Raw genomic sequence first — 18277 nt, 5'->3', positions numbered from 1 at the left:
CACCGCGCACAGCTGCTGCATTAGCGAGCACTTGCGTTAGACTAGCCGCCTTGTTCAACCGGACCGCCGCATGACCCAGAGCTTCGTCACCCAGTGCCCCCATTGCCGCACCAGCTTTCGCGTGAACCTCACGCAGCTGGGTGCCGCCCATGGTGCCGTGCGCTGCGGAGCCTGCCTGCACGTGTTCAATGCCGCGCAGCAGTTGCGCAAGCAGGGCCAGCAACTGCCGTCCACCGCCATGCCAGTGGCCGCGCCAACACCGACTCCACAGCCGAGCAAACCGTCCGTGCCGCCCGCGCCGCGCCCGGTTATGCCCAGCACCGCGCCCGCAATACCGGCGGCGCCGGCCAGCAGTAAAGCCAGCGACACCCTGTGGATTCACGACGACCTGGATCTCGACAGCCTCGACCTGGATGAGGAGCTGGCCAAGCTTGAAGCCCAGGAACAGCAACTGTCGAAACAGTTTCTGGCGATTGATAACGCGCCCAAATACAGCGAAACCTTCCTCACTCCGGAACCTGCCGAGCATGACCCGCTCGACGAGCGCTGGGCCGAAGCCCTGCTGCAGGACGAGCAACCCAAGCCCACCGCCAGCCTGACCTTGCAGGACGAGCGCCCGCCCCGGATCTCACCGGCAGCAGCACGCGCGCCCAGCCCGGCTGAGCCGGTTGCTGCAGCGCCCGAGGCCTTTTCGCTACCGGCAACCGAACCGCCGCTCAACCTCAGCGCCACCGACCGCCGCGCCGCGCCGCCCGAGCCGGAGATCGAACACATCGAGCTGCACGCCGAGCGCAAACCGTTCAGCGCCCTGCGTGACGATGACGACGAGACAGCACCGATCACCACGAAGAAGACCGCGCGCAGTGAACCCGAGCTGCGCGACGACCACCTCTTCGAGCTGGATGACGAGCCGTTGCAACTGGCCTGGCAACAACCACAGAAACCCTGGGGCCGCTGGATCGGCTGGGGCCTGTTGAACCTGATTGGGGCCAGCGCCCTGGCCGGGCAGTACGTGATGTATCACTTCGACGAACTGGCCCGCCAGGATCAGTACCGCCCCTGGTTCGAACAGCTCTGCCCGGCGGTCGGTTGCCAGCTGCCGTCCAAGGTCGATATCGCCCAGATCAAGAGCAGCAACCTGGTGGTGCGCAGCCACCCGGAATTCAGCGGCGCCCTGGTGGTTGACGCCATCCTCTACAACCGCGCGGCGTTCTCCCAGCCCTTCCCGCTGCTGGAAATGCGCTTCGCCGACATCAACGGCCAACTGCTCGCCAGCCGCCGTTTCAAGCCCAGCGAATACCTCGCTGGCGAGCTGGCCGGCAACGCGGAAATGCCGCCGCAGACGCCTATTCACATATCCCTGGACATCCTTGACCCCGGCACCCAGGCGGTGAACTACAGCCTGAGCTTCCACTCCCCGGAATAGCCTGCACGCGGCGGATTGCTTGAAAATCCGCCACAACCAAACCCTTCGCGATAAGCCCGCAGCTGTTCAGAATTTGTTCAAAACAGCCTTTCTCCGGTCATCCAGAGCGGGTATCATGCCCACCCTTTTTCGCACTCTCCTATTTGTTCAACAGCAGGTCTCTTGAGCAGGGAAGCCCTATGTCGGCGCTACGCATCGGCCCCTACACATTGCCAAACTCGCTGATCCTCGCCCCCATGGCGGGCGTCACAGACCAGCCGTTTCGCCAGCTGTGCAAGCGCATGGGCGCAGGTCTGGTGGTGTCGGAAATGGTCACCAGCGATGTGCGCCTGTGGAACACCCGCAAGTCGAGCCTACGCATGATTCACAACGGTGATCCCGAGCCCCGCTCGGTACAGATCGCCGGTGGTGATCCCGAGATGCTCGCCGAAGCGGCGCGGCGCAACGTGGAGATGGGCGCGCAGATCATCGACATCAACATGGGCTGCCCGGCCAAGAAGGTCTGCAACAAGGCTGCCGGCTCCGCCCTGCTGAAAGACGAACAACTGGTGCGTGACATCCTTCAGGCCGTGGTCGCTGCGGTGGACGTGCCGGTGACCCTGAAGATCCGCACCGGTTGGGACCGCGAAAACAAGAACGGCATCAACGTGGCGAAAATCGCCGAAGACGCCGGCATTGTCGCCCTGGCCGTACATGGCCGCACCCGCGCCGACCTGTACATGGGCGAGGCCGAGTACGAGACCATCGCCGCGATCAAACAGGCGGTATCGATTCCGGTGCTGGCCAACGGCGATATCGACTCGCCGCAGAAGGCCAAAGCCGTATTGGCCGCCACTGGTGCCGACGGCCTGCTGATCGGCCGCGCAGCTCAGGGCCGGCCGTGGATATTCCGTGAAATCGAGCACTACCTGCGTACCGGCGAGCAGTTGCCGGCACCGGGTCTGGCCGAGGTGGAACGCATTCTGCTTGAACATCTGACAGCCCTGCACGCCTTCTACGGCGATGTGATGGGCGTGCGGATTGCCCGCAAACATGTCAGCTGGTATCTCGCAACCTTGCCGGGCGCCAAGGAGTTTCGCGCCCAATTCAATCGTCTGGACAGTACGGACGCGCAGTGCGCCAACGTTCGCGAGTTTCTCAGCGAACGGCATAACAATGGAGAAGGGGTGGCCGCATGACGATGTTGACTGAGACTTTAGGAAGTGAAATGGCTCCCGTGAGTGACAACAGCAGCTTGAAGCAGCATCTCAACACGCCAAGCGAAGAGGGCCAGACCCTGCGCGGCAGCGTCGAGAAGGCGCTGCACAACTACTTCGCCCATCTTGAGGGCGCGGACGTCAGTGACGTCTACAACCTGGTGCTCACCGAGGTGGAAGCGCCGCTGCTGGAAACCGTGATGAATTACGTCAAGGGCAACCAGACCAAGGCCTCCGAACTGCTCGGCCTGAATCGCGGCACCCTGCGCAAGAAGCTCAAGCAGTACGACCTGCTGTAACCCTGAACTCCCGAAAAGGGCGGCCCACATGAGCCGCCTTTTTTGCTGATAGCTCTTTGATTGCCAAAACTTCCGCCTGATGGACTCTGAAATGACCGACCAGACCACCCGCCTCCCCGTTCGCCGCGCCTTGATCAGCGTTTCTGACAAGACCGGCATCCTCGAGTTTGCCCGCGAGCTCGTCGCCCTGAATGTGGAAATCCTCTCCACCGGCGGCACTTACAAGCTGCTCAAGGACAACGACATCGCCGCCGTGGAAGTGGCCGATTACACCGGCTTCCCGGAAATGATGGACGGTCGCGTCAAGACCCTGCACCCGAAAATCCATGGCGGCATCCTCGGCCGTCGCGCCCTCGACGGCGCAGTGATGGACGAGCACGGAATCAAGCCAATCGACCTGGTGGCAGTCAACCTCTACCCCTTCGCCGCCACCGTGGCCAAGCCCGGCTGTGACCTGGCCGACGCCATCGAGAACATCGACATCGGCGGCCCGACCATGGTCCGCTCTGCCGCGAAGAACCACAAAGACGTGGCCATCGTGGTCAACGCCAGCGACTACGCCGACATCGTCGAGAGCCTGAAAGCCGGCGGTCTGAGCTACGCCCAGCGCTTCGACCTGGCGCTGAAGGCCTTCGAGCACACCGCTGCCTACGACGGCATGATCGCCAACTACCTGGGCACCATCGACCAGAGCCGCGACACCCTCTCCACCGAAGAACGCGGCGCCTTCCCGCGCACCTTCAACAGCCAGTTCATCAAGGCCCAGGAAATGCGCTACGGCGAAAACCCGCACCAAAGCGCGGCGTTCTACGTGGAAGCGCAGAAGGGTGAGGCCAGCGTCGCCACCGCCATCCAGCTGCAGGGCAAGGAACTGTCGTTCAACAACGTCGCCGACACCGACGCCGCGCTGGAGTGCGTAAAGAGCTTCGTCAAGCCGGCCTGCGTGATCGTCAAGCACGCCAACCCGTGCGGCGTTGCCGTGGCCCTGGACAGCGAAGGTGGCATCCGCCAGGCCTACGAACTGGCTTACGCCACCGACACCGAGTCGGCCTTCGGCGGCATTATCGCCTTCAACCGTGAGCTGGACGGCGAAACCGCCAAGGCCATCGTTGATCGTCAGTTTGTCGAAGTGATCATCGCGCCAAAAATCAGCGCTGCCGCCCGTGAAGTGGTCGCCGCCAAGGCCAATGTGCGCCTGCTCGAATGCGGCGAATGGCCAGCCGAGCGCAGCTCGGGTTGGGACTTCAAGCGGGTTAACGGTGGCCTGCTGGTGCAGAGCCGCGATATCGGCATGATCAAGGCAGAAGACCTGAAGATCGTCACCAAGCGTGCGCCGAGCGAGCAGGAAATCCATGACCTGATCTTCGCCTGGAAAGTGGCCAAGTTCGTTAAATCCAACGCCATCGTCTATGCCAAAGGCCGCCAGACCATCGGCGTCGGCGCCGGCCAGATGTCGCGCGTCAACTCCGCGCGTATCGCCGCGATCAAGGCCGAGCACGCTGGCCTGCAGGTCGCCGGCTCGGTGATGGCGTCCGACGCCTTCTTCCCGTTCCGCGACGGTCTGGACAATGCAGCCGCCAACGGCATTACCGCCGTGATTCAGCCGGGTGGTTCGATGCGCGATGCTGAAGTGATTGCCGCCGCCGACGAAGCCGGGATTGCCATGGTGTTCACCGGCATGCGCCACTTCCGTCACTAAGTGGCGCGGCCGCACTGAAGCAGGCGTCTGCGTTGTTGCGGACGACTTCGCTAATGCTCATTGCCAGTCGGCAACTGCGCTTATCGAAGCCCTCCGCGCCTAGCATCCACCAGCTCCATCGCGCCCCGATAGAACGCTAGAAGCAAGATTTTCGTAGGGTGGTCGGCCACGCCGTCCACCGAACGGGCCTCCGGCCCGCCTCCACTGGGAGAGAAACATGAACGTATTGATCATCGGCAGCGGCGGTCGTGAACACGCCCTGGCCTGGAAAGTGGCGCAGGACAAGCGCGTCGAGAAAGTTTTCGTCGCCCCAGGCAACGCCGGCACCGCCGTTGAGCCCAAGTGCGAAAACGTCGCCATCGACGTGCTGGCCATCGAGCAGCTGGCCGACTTCGCCGAAAAGAATGTGCAACTGACCATCGTCGGCCCGGAAGCGCCGCTGGTTAAAGGCGTGGTCGACCTGTTCCGCGCCCGCAAGCTGGATATTTTCGGCCCGACAGCAGCAGCGGCCCAGTTGGAAGGCTCCAAAGCCTTTACCAAGGACTTCCTCGCGCGCCAGAACATCCCAACCGCCGACTACCAGAACTTCACCGAAGTCGAGCCGGCTCTGGCCTACCTGCGTGAGAAAGGCGCACCGATCGTGATCAAGGCCGACGGCCTGGCCGCAGGCAAGGGCGTGATCGTCGCCATGACCCTGCAGGAAGCCGAAGACGCCGTGCGCGACATGCTCGCCGGCAATTCCTTCGGCGACGCTGGTTCGCGTGTAGTAATCGAAGAGTTCCTCGATGGCGAAGAAGCCAGCTTTATCGTCATGGTCGACGGCGAGAACGTGCTGCCGATGGCCACCAGCCAGGACCACAAGCGCGTTGGCGACGGCGACACCGGCCCGAACACCGGCGGCATGGGCGCCTACTCGCCTGCGCCGGTGGTCACCGCCGAGGTGCACAAGCGTGTAATGGACGAGGTGATCTATCCGACCGTGCGCGGCATGGCCGCCGAGGGCAACGTCTACACCGGCTTCCTCTATGCAGGCCTGATGATCGACAAGGCCGGCAAGCCGAAAGTCATCGAGTTCAACTGCCGCTTCGGCGACCCGGAAACCCAGCCGATCATGTGCCGCCTGGAAAGCTCCCTAGTGCTGCTGGTCGAAGCTGCCCTAGCCAAGGCGCTGGACAAGGTCGAAGCCACCTGGGACCCGCGCCCGACCGTCGGTGTGGTGATCGCGGCGGGCGGTTACCCCGCCGACTACGCCAAGGGTGACGTAATCGAAGGTCTGGATGACGCCGCACAACTGGACGGCAAAGTGTTCCATGCCGGTACCGCACTGAAAAACGGCCAGATCGTCACCGCCGGCGGCCGCGTACTTTGCGCGACGGCCATCGGTCGTACAGTTGAGGAAGCCCAGCAACAGGCCTACCGCCTGGCCGAGAAGATCCGCTGGAACGGCAGTTTCTACCGCAACGATATCGGCTACCGCGCTATTGCCCGCGAACGCGGGGATAAGTGAAGGTAATTAACGAGAAAGGTGGCCAATTGGCCACCTTTGTCATATTTCCCTCACGAACAGCTTGGCTATAATCCGACCACTTATTCTTGAAGGGACTTCACTGTGCGCCGGCTGAGGATTGCCACCTACCTGCTGTTCAGCACACTGCTGATGACGCTTACCCTGGCGTCAGCTCAGGCAGAGCCGCAGGCTTCCTGGTCGCGCCTCATCGACCCCAGCGCTGCACTGCAATTCAATGACATCCGCAGCCCCGCCCAACAGGCGCAGTTCCGCACCACCGACCTGACCCAGCTCTACACCCCTGGCGGCTCCAGCGCCCTGTGGCTGCATCACCGTCTACCGGGCAACACCGACGCACAGATGCTGCGGGTGTTCGCGCCCTACCTGGCCTACCTCGATCTCTACGTGCTGCAAGGCGATGAACTGATCGAACAGGCGCATACCGGCAGCAACCTGCCGTTCTCCAGCCGCCCGCTGGCCAGCCGTGATTTCCTCCTGCCGCTGCCCAAAGCCGAACAACCGCTGGATATCTACCTGCGCCTGGCCTCCGAACACGCACTGCGCCCCAGCATCACCCTGCAAAGCGCACAGCAGATGGTCGCCGATGACAACCGCCCGCTGCTGTTCGGCCTGCTGCTCGGCTGCCTCGGCATGCTGGTGGCCTACAACCTGGTGCGTTTTGCCTACACCCGTGCAGCCAGCGGCCTGTGGCTGGCAGCCACACAGCTCTGCCAGTTGGCCGCAGTCATCAGCCTGCTCGGTATCAGCACGCCCTGGCTGGACGAATGGCAAAGCCTGCAACCGCAGATCGCCAACCTGTCGATGCTGCTGGCTGCGCTCTGCGCCCTGTGCTTTACCGCCAGCTTCTTTCGCAAGGTCTGCCCTAGCACGCCACTGAACCACCTGCTGACTGGCGAAGTCGTGGTCATCAGCCTGGTCTGTGTGGTTCTGCTGGTGGCCACCAACCTGCAATTCAACCAGTTGGTCTACCTGCTCAACGCCGTCGCCGGTCTTAGCATCCTGCTGGTATCGCTGACGCACTGGCGGCATGGCTACCAACCGGCACGACTGTTCACTCTGGCCGTCCTGCTGTTCTGCGCGGCCTTTGTCTGTGCCCTGCCGATCCTGTTCGGCTACTGGGCAGTGCAGAGCGAATGGATGGCCTACGGCCTGCTCGCCATCACCGTTGTCAGCGGCTTTACCCTCAGCATGGCGCTGAGCGAGCGGCAACGGCGCATCGTGCAAGACCAGTTCAGCACCAGCCGCGCCTTGGCGGCCAGCTCCGCCGAACTGAAGGCCAAGGCGGAATTTCTCGCCAAGATCAGCCACGAAATCCGCACGCCAATGAATGGCGTGCTGGGCATGACCGAGTTGCTGCTCGGCACGCCGCTGTCGGCCAAACAGCGCGACTACGTGCAGACCATCCACAGCTCGGGCAACGAGTTACTCACCCTGATCAACGAAATCCTCGATATCTCCAAGCTCGAATCCGGGCAGATCGAGCTGGATGACGTGCAGTTTGACCTCAACGCGCTGATCGAAGACTGCCTGGATATCTTCCGCGCCAAGGCCGAGCAGCAGAAAGTCGAGCTGATCAGTTTTATGCAGCCACAAGTGCCACGGGTGATCAGCGGCGACCCCACGCGCCTGCGCCAGACCCTGCTGAGCCTGCTGGACAATGCCTTCAAGCAGACCGACGAAGGCGAAATTCTTCTAGTGGTGGCCCTCGACACCAACACCGAGCAACCGCGCCTGCGCATTGCCGTGCAGGACAGCGGCAAGCCACTGGACGCCAGCGAGCGCGATGCACTGCTGAATGCCGAACTGCACAGCAAGGATTTCCTTGCCGCCACCAAACTCGGCGGTCGCCTTGGTCTGATCATCGCCCGCCAGTTGGTGCGCCTGATGGAAGGCGAGTTTGGTATCCAGAGCGGTGGCAGTCAGGGTTCGACCCTGTGGCTGACCCTGCCGCTGGATACCACACGCCTGGAGCAGCCCACCGCCGACCTCGACGCCTCGCTGCAGGGCGCACGCCTGCTGGTAGTGGACGACAACGACACCTGCCGCAAGGTGCTGATACAGCAATGCAGCGCCTGGGGCATGCAGGTCAGCGCCGTGCCGTCGGGCAAAGAGGCCATGGCCCTGCTGCGCACCAAGGCGCATCTGCGTGAGTACTTCGATGCCGTGTTGCTCGACCAGGACATGCCCGGCATGACCGGCATGCAGCTGGCCGCACGGATCAAGGAAGACGCCAACCTCAATCACGATATTCTGGTGATCATGCTCACCGGCATCAGCAATGCGCCGAGCAAGATCATCGCGCGCAACGCCGGGATCAAACGCATCCTAGCCAAGCCGGTGGCCGGCTACACCCTGAAGACCACCCTGGCCGATGAACTGGCGCAGCGCGGCAAGGGCGATTCGCCGATGTTCAGCCCGACGCCGGTCAGCACACCGCTGAACCTGCCCGGCGATTTCCGCATTCTGGTGGCCGAGGACAACACCATCTCCACCAAGGTGATCCGCGGCATGCTCGGCAAGCTTAACCTGCAGCCCGATACCGCCAGCAATGGCGAGGAAGCCCTCAGCGCGATGAAAGCCCATCAGTACGATCTGGTGCTGATGGACTGCGAAATGCCTGTGCTCGACGGGTTCTCCGCTACCGAGCAGCTGCGCGCCTGGGAAGCCGCCGAACAGCGCTCACGCACCCCAGTGGTGGCGCTTACCGCGCATATCCTCAATGAGCACAAAGAGCGCGCGCGTCAGGTCGGTATGGACGGACACATGTCCAAGCCGGTGGAAATGTCGCAACTGCGCGAACTGATCGAACACTGGGTTGCCGAACGGGAAATTCGCCGCCAACGCGACGCCCTGCCGTCCTGAGCAGGGTGATTGCCCGGCAACCGCTACACGCTTACCCTGCCACCCTTCTTTATCGAGACGAGTCCTTTCCATGGCGTCCGCGCTGTTCAGCCTATATCTGAAACTGCTGGTGCTCTATAGCCCGTTCTTCGTGCTGTCGTGCTTTATCGGCCTGAGCCGTGGCTACACCGTCAAGGAACGCAAGCGCCTGGCCTGGAAAGTCGCCCTAGGCGTGCTGATTGCCAGCGTGCTGCTGTACCTGTTTGGCAAACACATCTTCACCCTGTTCGGTATCACCATCGACGCCTTCCGCATCGGTGCCGGTAGCGTGCTGTTTATCTCGGCTCTCGGCATGGCCCAGGGCAAATCGGCGGTGCAGAGCGATAACGTGCAGCAGGACGTGACCATCGTGCCGTTGACCATCCCGCTCACCGTCGGCCCCGGCACCATCGGTGCGCTGCTGCTGATGGGCGCCAGCCAACCGGAGTGGAGTGACAAGGCGATTGCGGTATTCGCCATCGCCCTGGCCAGCCTGACGGTAGGCGTAGTGCTGTACCTGTCCAACCAGTTCGAACGCCTGCTCGGCGATCAAGGGCTGCAGATCGTCAGCCGCCTGATGGGCCTGTTCGTTTGCGCGCTAGCCGCGCAGATCATCTTTACCGGGGTAAAGAACTACCTAGTGCCGTAATTTCATCCGGGCTACGCCGCTGCACCATCCGCTTGCAGCGCGGCCCCAGCACGGTGCAGCACACCTCTCCCACCCCGCCTTCCGCAGCCAAAAAATTAAACTAAGCATTTGAAATAAAAGCATTTATAAAAACTGGCACCCTCATTGCTCTAGTGATTCCAACTTGGATACAAGATGGAATCTCGAAGCATGTCCAACGCACCTAACGCTTTCACCCTCGCGCAATGGCAACAGGCCTACCGCGACGGCCAATCCCCTGCCGAACTGCTGCACGCCCTGCGCCTGGAACTAAACACCGACGATAACGCCTGGATCACCCGGGCCAGCGAAACCCAGCTCGATGCTCAACTGGATGCCCTGGCCAGCGCGCTGGAAAGTGCAGCCGGCGATCTGAGCAAGCTGCCGCTGTACGGCGTGCCCTTTGCCATCAAGGACAATATCGACGCCGCCGGCTGGCCCACTACAGCGGCCTGCCCTGAATTCGCCTACACAGCCAAAGCCGACGCCACAGTGGTGGCGAAGCTGCGCGCTGCGGGTGCCATCCTGATCGGCAAGACCAATCTCGACCAGTTCGCCACCGGCCTGGTCGGCACCCGCTCGCCCTATGGCGCGGTGCCCAATAGTTTCAACCCTGCTTACGTCAGCGGCGGCTCCAGCTCCGGCTCGGCCAGTGTGGTGGCGCGCGGCCTGGTGCCCTTCGCCCTGGGCACCGACACCGCCGGTTCCGGGCGCGTGCCGGCCGGTTTCAACAATATTGTCGGACTCAAACCTAGCAAAGGCTGGCTGTCCAACAGCGGCCTGGTGCCAGCCTGCAAAACGCTGGATTGCATCTCGGTCTTTGCCCTGACCGTCAGCGATGCCCTGAGCGTGGCGCAGATCGCCGGTGGCTATGACGCAGCCGACCCGTACAGCCGCAAGAACCCCAATAGCGCCAAGGTCGGTATGCCGACCAAGCCGCGTCTGGCGGTGCCGAGCAACCCCGAGTTCTTTGAGGACACGCAGAACCAGGCGGTGTTTGAGCAGGCCCTGGGCACACTGCGCGAGCTGGGCGCGGAGCTGGTGGAAATCGACTTTGCGCCCTTCCAGCAACTGGCCGAGCAGCTGTATTACGGCAGCTGGGTCGCTGAACGTACCGTCGCGGTGGAAGGCATCAACCCCGACCATATCAACCCGGTGGTACGCGGCATCGTCGAAAACGGCCACAACTACAGCGCCTGCGATGCCTATAAGGCCGAGTACATTCGCGCCGCACTGAGCCGCAAGATCAATGACATCCTGGCAGGCTTCGATGCCATGGCGGTGCCGACTTCTCCAACCATCCGCACCCTGGCCGAGATGGAAGCCGAACCGGTGCTGTTCAACAGCCAGTTCGGCACCTACACCAACTTCACCAACCTCGCCGACCTGTCTGCTCTGGCCGTGCCGGCTGGCCTACGCGAGGACGGCCTGCCAGCCGGCATCACCCTGCTCGCCCCGGCCTGGCATGACCAGGCACTGGCCGCCTTCGGTCAGCGCTGGCAGCAGGCAATCAATCTGCCGCTGGGTGCCACGGGTAAAGCATTGCCCGAGCAGCCGCCGAGCAACACGCCAGCCCCCGGCAGCGTGCGCGTGGCCGTAGTCGGCGCACACCTGACCGGTATGCCGCTGAACTTCCAGCTCACCTCGCGCGATGCGGTGCTGGTGGAGCAGACCACTAGCTCCGCGCATTACCGCCTTTATGCCCTACCCGGCACCGTGCCGCCAAAACCGGGTCTGGCACGGGTAGCCGCCGATGGTGCGGCGATCATCGTCGAGCTGTGGGATATCCCCCAGGCGCGTTTCGGCGAATTCGTCGCGGAGATTCCCGCACCGCTGGGCATCGGCAATCTGCAATTGGTCGACGGCCGCTGGGTCAAGGGCTTTATCTGCGAGCCCTACGCGCTGGATGGCGCGCGCGACATCACCAGCTTCGGCGGCTGGCGCGCCTTTATCACCAGCCAGCAACAGGGCTGAGTCCATGCAGCTGAGTGGCCCCCCAGGCAGCGGCAAAGAGCGCCCGGAGAATCTCGCCGAGCGCATCTACTTGCAGCTCAAGGACGACATCTTCGAGTTCCGCCTGCTGCCCGGTGATCGCTTCAGCGAGGGCGAGGTCGCCGAGCGCATGTCAGCCAGCCGCACGCCGGTGCGCCAGGCGCTGTATCGCCTGGAGCGCGAGGGTTATCTGGAGGTGTATTTCCGCAGCGGCTGGCAGGTCAAGCCGTTCGACTTCGCGCATTTCGAGGAATTGTACGAAGTGCGCATCGTCCTCGAATTGGAGGCCGTGCGGCGTTTATGCGAACGCCCCCAAGACGAGCACAGCGATGCACTGGTGCAACTTGAGCGCACCTGGTTGGTGCAACCCGAGCAGCGTTTACAGGACGGCCGCGAAGTCTCGCGCCTGGATGAGCGTTTTCACTGCCTGCTGGTGGAGGCCGTCGGCAACCGCGAGATGGCCCGCCTGCATGCCGAGGTAAGCGAGAAAATCCGCATTATCAGGCGTTTGGACTTCACCCAGAGCCCGCGCGTAGCGGCCACTTATGACGAACACGGAAAAATTCTCGCGGCAATTTTGTCGCGGCGATGCGAAGAGGCACAGCTATTGCTCAAGACCCATATAGAGGTCAGCAAGGCCGAAGTGCGCAAGATCACCCTGCACATGCTGCACAGCGCGCGTCAGCGCACCATGCCGGCACCAGAGGTGAAGACCTGAAGTGAAGACCCGGGGCCCCGCCCTGTTTCAACTGCCAAACAAACAACTAAAAACCAGCAGCTTAAACACTTAAGTTCGTGAATGGAGATCGCACCATGCAACGTCGCAATCTGATCAAGGCCCTGACCCTGTCCGCATCCATCGCCGCCATGGGTATGACCTGGACCGTGCAAGCCGCCGAAACCATCAAGGTCGGCATCCTGCACTCGCTGTCCGGCACCATGGCCATCTCGGAAACCTCGCTGAAAGACATGGCGTTGATGACCATCGACGAAATCAACGCCAAGGGCGGTGTACTCGGCAAGCAGCTGGAGCCGGTGGTGGTCGACCCCGCTTCGAACTGGCCGCTGTTCGCCGAGCGTGGCCGCCAGCTGCTGACCCAGGACAAGGTCGACGTGACCTTCGGCTGCTGGACCTCGGTATCGCGCAAATCCGTGCTGCCGGTCTATGAAGAACTCAACGGCCTGCTGTTCTACCCCGTGCAGTACGAAGGCGAGGAAATGTCGCCCAACGTCTTCTACACCGGCGCCGCGCCAAACCAGCAGGCCATCCCGGCGGTCGAGTACCTGATGAGCGAAGACGGCGGCGCGGCCAAGCGCTACTTCTTGCTCGGCACCGACTACGTCTACCCGCGCACCACCAACAAGATCCTGCGCGCCTTCCTGATCAGCAAAGGCGTGGCCGAGAAAGACATCGAAGAGGTCTACACCCCGTTCGGTCACAGCGACTATCAAACCATCGTCGCCAACATCAAGAAGTTCTCCGCTGGCGGCAAGACTGCCGTGATCTCCACCGTCAACGGCGACTCCAACGTGCCGTTCTACAAGGAGCTGGCCAACCAGGGCCTGGAAGCCACCGACGTGCCGGTGGTGGCCTTCTCCGTGGGTGAAGAAGAACTGCGTGGCATCGACACCAAGCCACTGGTCGGCCACCTGGCCGCGTGGAACTACTTTCAGTCGGTGGAAAACCCGGTCAACACCGAGTTCGTCAACAAGTGGAAGGCCTACGCCAAGGCCAAGAACCTGCCAGGCGCCGACAAGGCGGTGACCAACGACCCGATGGAGGCCACCTACGTCGGCATCCACATGTGGGCCCAGGCCGTAGAGAAAGCCGGCACCACCAATGTCGACAAAGTGCGTGATGCCCTTGCCGGCCAGACCTTCGCCGCGCCGAGCGGTTACACCCTGACCATGGACAAGACCAACCACCACCTGCACAAGCCGGTGATGATCGGTGAAATCCAGGAAGACGGGCAGTTCTCCGTGGTCTGGGAAACCAGCAGCCCGATCCGCGCCCAGCCGTGGAGCCCGTACATCGAAGGCAACGACAAGAAGCCGGATTACGCGGTGAAGTCGAACTGATCCGACGGGCCTAGCCCGCTTAAATCCTGTAGGAACCAGCTTGCTGGCGATCAGCAGTACTCGGTGCGTCATTGAGTTCGATCGCGAGCAAGCTCGCTCCTACAGTGTCCCGCCTTTATCGGGATATCAAAGGACTGCCCCATGCCCACTGCCTTTAACCGAATTCTGCTGAGCCTGCTGTTGCTGCTGCCCCTGGCCGCGCACGCTGGTGACGCCCAGGACTTTGTCGCTGCCAACCCGGCCAAGCAGGCCAGCCTGCTGGAGAGCTGGTCTGCCGCGCCGGATGCCGCACGCCTGCCACTGCTCGAAGCCCTGCAACAAGGCCGCGTCGCTGCTGACAGCGCCAAAACCGCCTTTATCGAAACCGCCGGCAACTACCAGGCTGCCGAAGGTGAAGCACAGCCCCTCGACACGCCAAAGAAGCTGCGCCTGAATAACCGCCTGCGCGGTCTGGTCGCTACCGCCGTGGCCAGCCATCAGCTGCTGGTCGATGACCCGGCGCTGCGCCTGGCCGCGGCCAAGCAACTGCAAAAAAGCGCCAAGCCGGCGCAGCTGCAACTGCTTAACGCCCAGGTCGCCAGCGAAACCGACGACGCCGTGCGCGATGCCCTGACCCTGGCCCTGGCCAACCTGCAACTGGTCGACAACGACCTGGCGGTGCGCCTGGCCGCCGTGCGCCTGCTCGGTGAAACCGGTGATCCGCTGGCCCGCACCCGCCTGGAAGCCCTGCTCGACCCGGCCGTGGAAAGCGACCCGACGGTGCGCACCGCTGCCGAAACCAGCCTGGCCCAAGTCAAACGCAAGCTGCTGATCGGAGAGCTGCTCGGCCAGGCCTTCAGCGGCCTGTCGCTGGGTTCGATCCTGCTGCTTGCCGCCCTCGGCCTGGCCATCACCTTCGGCCTGCTCGGGGTGATCAACATGGCCCACGGCGAGATGCTGATGCTCGGTGCCTACTCCACCTATATGGTGCAGGTGCTGTTCCAGCGTTTCGCCCCGGAAGCCCTGGCGCTCTACCCGCTAGTGGCACTGCCGGTGGCGTTCTTCGTCACCGCCGCCATCGGCATGGCGCTGGAGCGCACGGTAATTCGCCACCTCTACGGTCGCCCACTGGAAACTCTGCTGGCGACCTGGGGTATCAGCCTGATCCTGATCCAGCTGGTGCGGGTGATCTTCGGTGCGCAGAACGTCGAAGTGGCCAACCCGGCCTGGCTCTCCGGTGGTGTGCAGGTACTGCCAAACCTGGTGCTGCCGTACAACCGCATCGTGATCATCGGCTTCGCCCTGTTCGTGGTGGTGCTGACCTGGCTGCTGCTGAACAAGACCCGCCTCGGCCTCAACGTGCGTGCCGTCACCCAGAACCGCAATATGGCCGCCTGCTGCGGCGTGCCCACCGGCCGGGTGGACATGCTCGCCTTCGGCCTCGGCTCCGGTATCGCCGGCCTCGGCGGCGTGGCCCTCAGCCAGATCGGCAACGTCGGTCCGGACCTCGGCCAGAGCTATATCATCGACTCATTCCTGGTGGTGGTGCTCGGCGGCGTTGGTCAGTTGGCCGGTAGCGTCATGGCCGCCTTTGGCCTGGGCATCGCCAACAAGATTCTCGAACCGCAGATCGGTGCCGTACTCGGCAAGATCCTTATCCTCGCGCTGATCATTCTGTTTATTCAGAAACGCCCGCAAGGTCTCTTCGCACTGAAAGGACGGGTGATCGACTGATGACTATGCCACTCAACCAAACGCTGCTGGCCCGCGCCAGCGCCAAGCTCGGCCCGCAAGCGTCCATGGCCATCGGCCTGCTGGTACTTGCCGTACTGGTTGCCATGCCGCTGCTGCACCTGCTGCCGGCGGACAACGCCCTGCACGTCTCGGCCTACAGCCTGACCCTGGTCGGCAAGATCCTCTGCTACTGCATCGTCGCCCTGGCGCTCGATCTGGTCTGGGGTTACGCCGGCCTGCTGTCGCTCGGCCACGGCCTGTTCTTTGCCCTCGGCGGTTACGCCATGGGCATGTACCTGATGCGCGAAGCGGCCGGCGACGGCTTGCCAGCCTTTATGAGCTTCCTGGCCTGGACCGAGTTGCCCTGGTACTGGTACGGCACCGACAGCTTCCTCTGGGCGCTGTGCCTGGTGGTGTTGGCTCCGGGGTTGCTGGCGTTGGTGTTCGGATTTTTCGCCTTCCGTTCGCGGATCAAGGGCGTGTATTTCTCGATCATGACCCAGGCCCTGACCTTCGCCGGCATGCTGCTGTTCTTCCGTAATGAGACCGGCTTTGGCGGCAACAACGGCTTTACCAATTTCAGGACGATCCTCGGCTTCGACATCACCGCCGCGCACACCCGCGCGGTGCTGTTTCTCGCCACCGTGGCCTTGTTGGTCGGCAGCCTGTACCTGGGCTGGCGACTGGCCCGCAGCAAGTTCGGCCGGGTACTGACCGCGCTGCGCGATGCGGAAAACCGCCTGATGTTCTGCGGCTACGATCCACGCGGCTACAAGCTGTTTATCTGGGTGCTCAGCGCGGTGCTCTGTGGTCTGGCCGGCGCGCTGTATGTGCCACAGGTGGGCATCATCAACCCCAGCGAAATGTCGCCGACCAACTCCATCGAGGCCGCCGTCTGGGTCGCCCTCGGCGGGCGCGGCACGCTGATCGGCCCGCTGCTCGGTGCCGGCCTGGTCAACGGTATGAAGAGCTGGTTCACCGTGGCCTTCCCCGAATACTGGCTGTTCGCCCTGGGTTTCCTATTCATTGTCGTAACCCTGTTCCTGCCCAAAGGCGTGATCGGTTTGTTGCGTAAAAAAGGAGAGCAATGATGCGCGCCACTCCGGCCCCCGAATTGATGCTCGAACCCGCCTATGACCCGTCCGGCAGCGGCCGTGACCCCATCGGTGCCAGCGCCCTGGCCAGCAAGGGCCTTAACGTCCGTCACGGCACCATCCTGACGCTGGAAGACATCAACGTCAGCTTCGACGGCTTCAAGGCCCTGACCAACCTGACGCTGTACATCGGCGTCGGTGAACTGCGCTGCATCATCGGCCCCAACGGTGCCGGCAAGACCACCATGATGGACGTGATCACCGGCAAGACCCGCCCGGACAACGGTGTCGCCTACTTCGGCGAAACCTACGACCTGACCCAGATGAGCGAAGTCGAAATCGCCCAGTCCGGCATCGGTCGCAAGTTCCAGAAGCCGACGGTGTTCGAGGCGCTGAGCGTGTTCGAAAACCTCGAACTGGCGCAGAAAACCAACAAATCGGTGTGGGCCAGCCTGCGCGCCAAATTGACTGGCGAACAGAAAGACCGCATCGACGAGGTGCTGCAGACCATCAAGCTCGACTCCTCGCGCCAGCGCCCGGCCGGGCTGTTGTCCCACGGCCAGAAGCAGTTCCTGGAGATCGGCATGCTGCTGGTGCAGGACCCGCAACTGTTGCTGCTCGATGAGCCGGTGGCGGGCATGACCGACGCCGAAACCGAGTTCACCGCCGAGCTGTTCAAGTCCCTGGCGCGCAAGCACTCGCTGATGGTGGTCGAGCACGATATGGGCTTTGTCGGCAGCATCGCCGACCACGTCACCGTGCTGCACCAGGGCAGCGTGCTGGCCGAAGGCTCGCTGGAACAGGTGCAGAACGACGAGCGGGTGATTGAGGTTTATCTGGGCCGGTAAATATCGAGGATCGCGAGCAAGCTCGCGCCTACATGGGCAGCGCTGAACCTGTAGGAGCGAGCTTGCTCGCGATAACGGCCTGACAGACTCCACAGAATTGAGAGGCAGAACCCATGCTGCAAGTCCAACAACTCCATCAATACTACGGCGGCAGCCATATCCTCCGTGGCCTGTCGTTCGACGTGAAGGTCGGCGAAGTCACCTGCCTGCTCGGGCGTAACGGCGTGGGCAAGACCACCCTGCTGAAATGCCTGATGGGCCTGATCCCCGCCAAAGAAGGCGCGGTGAACTGGGAAGGCAAAGCCATCACCGCTTTCAAACCGCACCAGCGTGTACATGCAGGCATCGCCTACGTGCCGCAAGGCCGGGAAATCTTCGGCCGCCTGACCGTGGAAGAAAACCTGCTGATGGGCTTGTCGCGCTTTCCCGGCAGCGACGCCAAGGTGGTGCCGGAATTTATCTACGAGCTGTTCCCCGTGCTGCGTGAGATGAAGCAACGCCGCGGCGGCGACCTCTCCGGCGGCCAGCAGCAACAGCTGGCCATCGGCCGCGCGCTGGCCAGCAAACCGCGCCTGCTGATCCTCGACGAGCCCACCGAAGGCATCCAGCCCTCGGTGATCAAGGAGATCGGCGTGGTAATCAAGAAGCTCGCCGAACGTGGCGACATGGCCATCCTGCTGGTCGAGCAGTTCTATGACTTTGCTGCCGAGCTGGCCGACCAATACCTGGTGATGAGCCGGGGCGAAATCGTCCAGCAGGGCCGTGGCGAAACCATGGAAGCCGACGGCGTGCGCGGACTGGTCGCAATCTGAATGACGACGCTGGCCCTTTACTTTGCGCATAATCAGGCTTTCGC

Annotated in this window: 14 protein-coding genes; all 14 read left to right on the top strand. The window is 62.8% G+C overall.

Annotation, left to right across the window (positions count from 1 at the left end; translation table 11 throughout):
* Positions 1 to 70 precede the first annotated feature (70 nt).
* The 14 genes from IOD17_RS02850 (at position 71) to urtE (ending at position 18233) form a co-directional block, all read left to right on the top strand.
* Positions 71 to 1426, top strand: coding sequence for a DUF3426 domain-containing protein (locus tag IOD17_RS02850; RefSeq protein WP_233683592.1), 1356 nt, complete (start codon positions 71 to 73; stop codon positions 1424 to 1426).
* 179 nt (positions 1427 to 1605) lie between these two features.
* Positions 1606 to 2604 (top strand): tRNA dihydrouridine synthase DusB, encoded by a 999-nt coding sequence (gene dusB, locus IOD17_RS02845; RefSeq protein ID WP_233683591.1) that lies wholly within the window; start codon positions 1606 to 1608, stop codon positions 2602 to 2604.
* Positions 2601 to 2921, top strand: coding sequence for a DNA-binding transcriptional regulator Fis (gene fis / locus IOD17_RS02840; protein ID WP_108486851.1), 321 nt, complete (start codon positions 2601 to 2603; stop codon positions 2919 to 2921). The genes dusB and fis overlap by 4 nt, the downstream gene beginning before the upstream one ends.
* 91 nt (positions 2922 to 3012) lie before the next feature.
* Entirely contained in the window at positions 3013 to 4620 is a 1608-nt protein-coding gene (purH, locus tag IOD17_RS02835; RefSeq protein ID WP_233683590.1) for a bifunctional phosphoribosylaminoimidazolecarboxamide formyltransferase/IMP cyclohydrolase, read from the top strand.
* A 217-nt stretch (positions 4621 to 4837) separates the two neighbouring features.
* Positions 4838 to 6127, top strand: a complete 1290-nt coding sequence (purD, locus tag IOD17_RS02830; protein ID WP_233683589.1) for a phosphoribosylamine--glycine ligase — start codon at positions 4838 to 4840, stop codon at positions 6125 to 6127.
* A 102-nt stretch (positions 6128 to 6229) separates the two neighbouring features.
* On the top strand, positions 6230 to 9010 hold the full coding sequence (locus IOD17_RS02825) for a hybrid sensor histidine kinase/response regulator (protein ID WP_233683588.1): 2781 nt from the start codon (positions 6230 to 6232) through the stop codon (positions 9008 to 9010).
* A gap of 70 nt (positions 9011 to 9080) precedes the next feature.
* The gene (locus IOD17_RS02820) at positions 9081 to 9677 is read left to right on the top strand and encodes a MarC family protein (protein ID WP_233683587.1); all 597 of its coding nucleotides are present in this window, start codon (positions 9081 to 9083) and stop codon (positions 9675 to 9677) included.
* A gap of 189 nt (positions 9678 to 9866) precedes the next feature.
* A complete protein-coding gene (gene atzF / locus IOD17_RS02815; RefSeq protein ID WP_233683586.1) occupies positions 9867 to 11669 on the top strand; it encodes an allophanate hydrolase in 1803 nt (600 codons plus the stop codon).
* A 4-nt stretch (positions 11670 to 11673) separates the two neighbouring features.
* Positions 11674 to 12405: a GntR family transcriptional regulator gene (locus IOD17_RS02810; protein WP_233683585.1), complete on the top strand. Its 732-nt coding sequence runs from the start codon at positions 11674 to 11676 to the stop codon at positions 12403 to 12405.
* A gap of 95 nt (positions 12406 to 12500) precedes the next feature.
* Positions 12501 to 13766, top strand: a complete 1266-nt coding sequence (urtA, locus tag IOD17_RS02805; protein WP_233683584.1) for an urea ABC transporter substrate-binding protein — start codon at positions 12501 to 12503, stop codon at positions 13764 to 13766.
* A 141-nt stretch (positions 13767 to 13907) separates the two neighbouring features.
* Complete coding sequence (gene urtB, locus IOD17_RS02800) at positions 13908 to 15479, top strand: urea ABC transporter permease subunit UrtB (protein ID WP_233683583.1); 1572 nt, start codon at positions 13908 to 13910, stop codon at positions 15477 to 15479.
* On the top strand, positions 15479 to 16570 hold the full coding sequence (urtC, locus tag IOD17_RS02795; protein WP_233683582.1) for an urea ABC transporter permease subunit UrtC: 1092 nt from the start codon (positions 15479 to 15481) through the stop codon (positions 16568 to 16570). Before urtB ends, urtC begins: the two co-directional genes overlap by 1 nt.
* Positions 16570 to 17421, top strand: coding sequence for an urea ABC transporter ATP-binding protein UrtD (urtD, locus tag IOD17_RS02790; RefSeq protein ID WP_233683581.1), 852 nt, complete (start codon positions 16570 to 16572; stop codon positions 17419 to 17421). The genes urtC and urtD overlap by 1 nt, the downstream gene beginning before the upstream one ends.
* A gap of 113 nt (positions 17422 to 17534) precedes the next feature.
* Entirely contained in the window at positions 17535 to 18233 is a 699-nt protein-coding gene (gene urtE / locus IOD17_RS02785) for an urea ABC transporter ATP-binding subunit UrtE (RefSeq protein ID WP_233683580.1), read from the top strand.
* The last annotated feature ends 44 nt before the right edge of the window (positions 18234 to 18277 follow it).

Source organism: Pseudomonas anguilliseptica (genome assembly GCF_021375795.1).
Classification (GTDB): domain Bacteria; phylum Pseudomonadota; class Gammaproteobacteria; order Pseudomonadales; family Pseudomonadaceae; genus Aquipseudomonas; species Aquipseudomonas anguilliseptica_A.
Note: the sequence above shows the minus strand (reverse complement) of the source record. Positions and strands in the feature narration are given on the sequence as shown.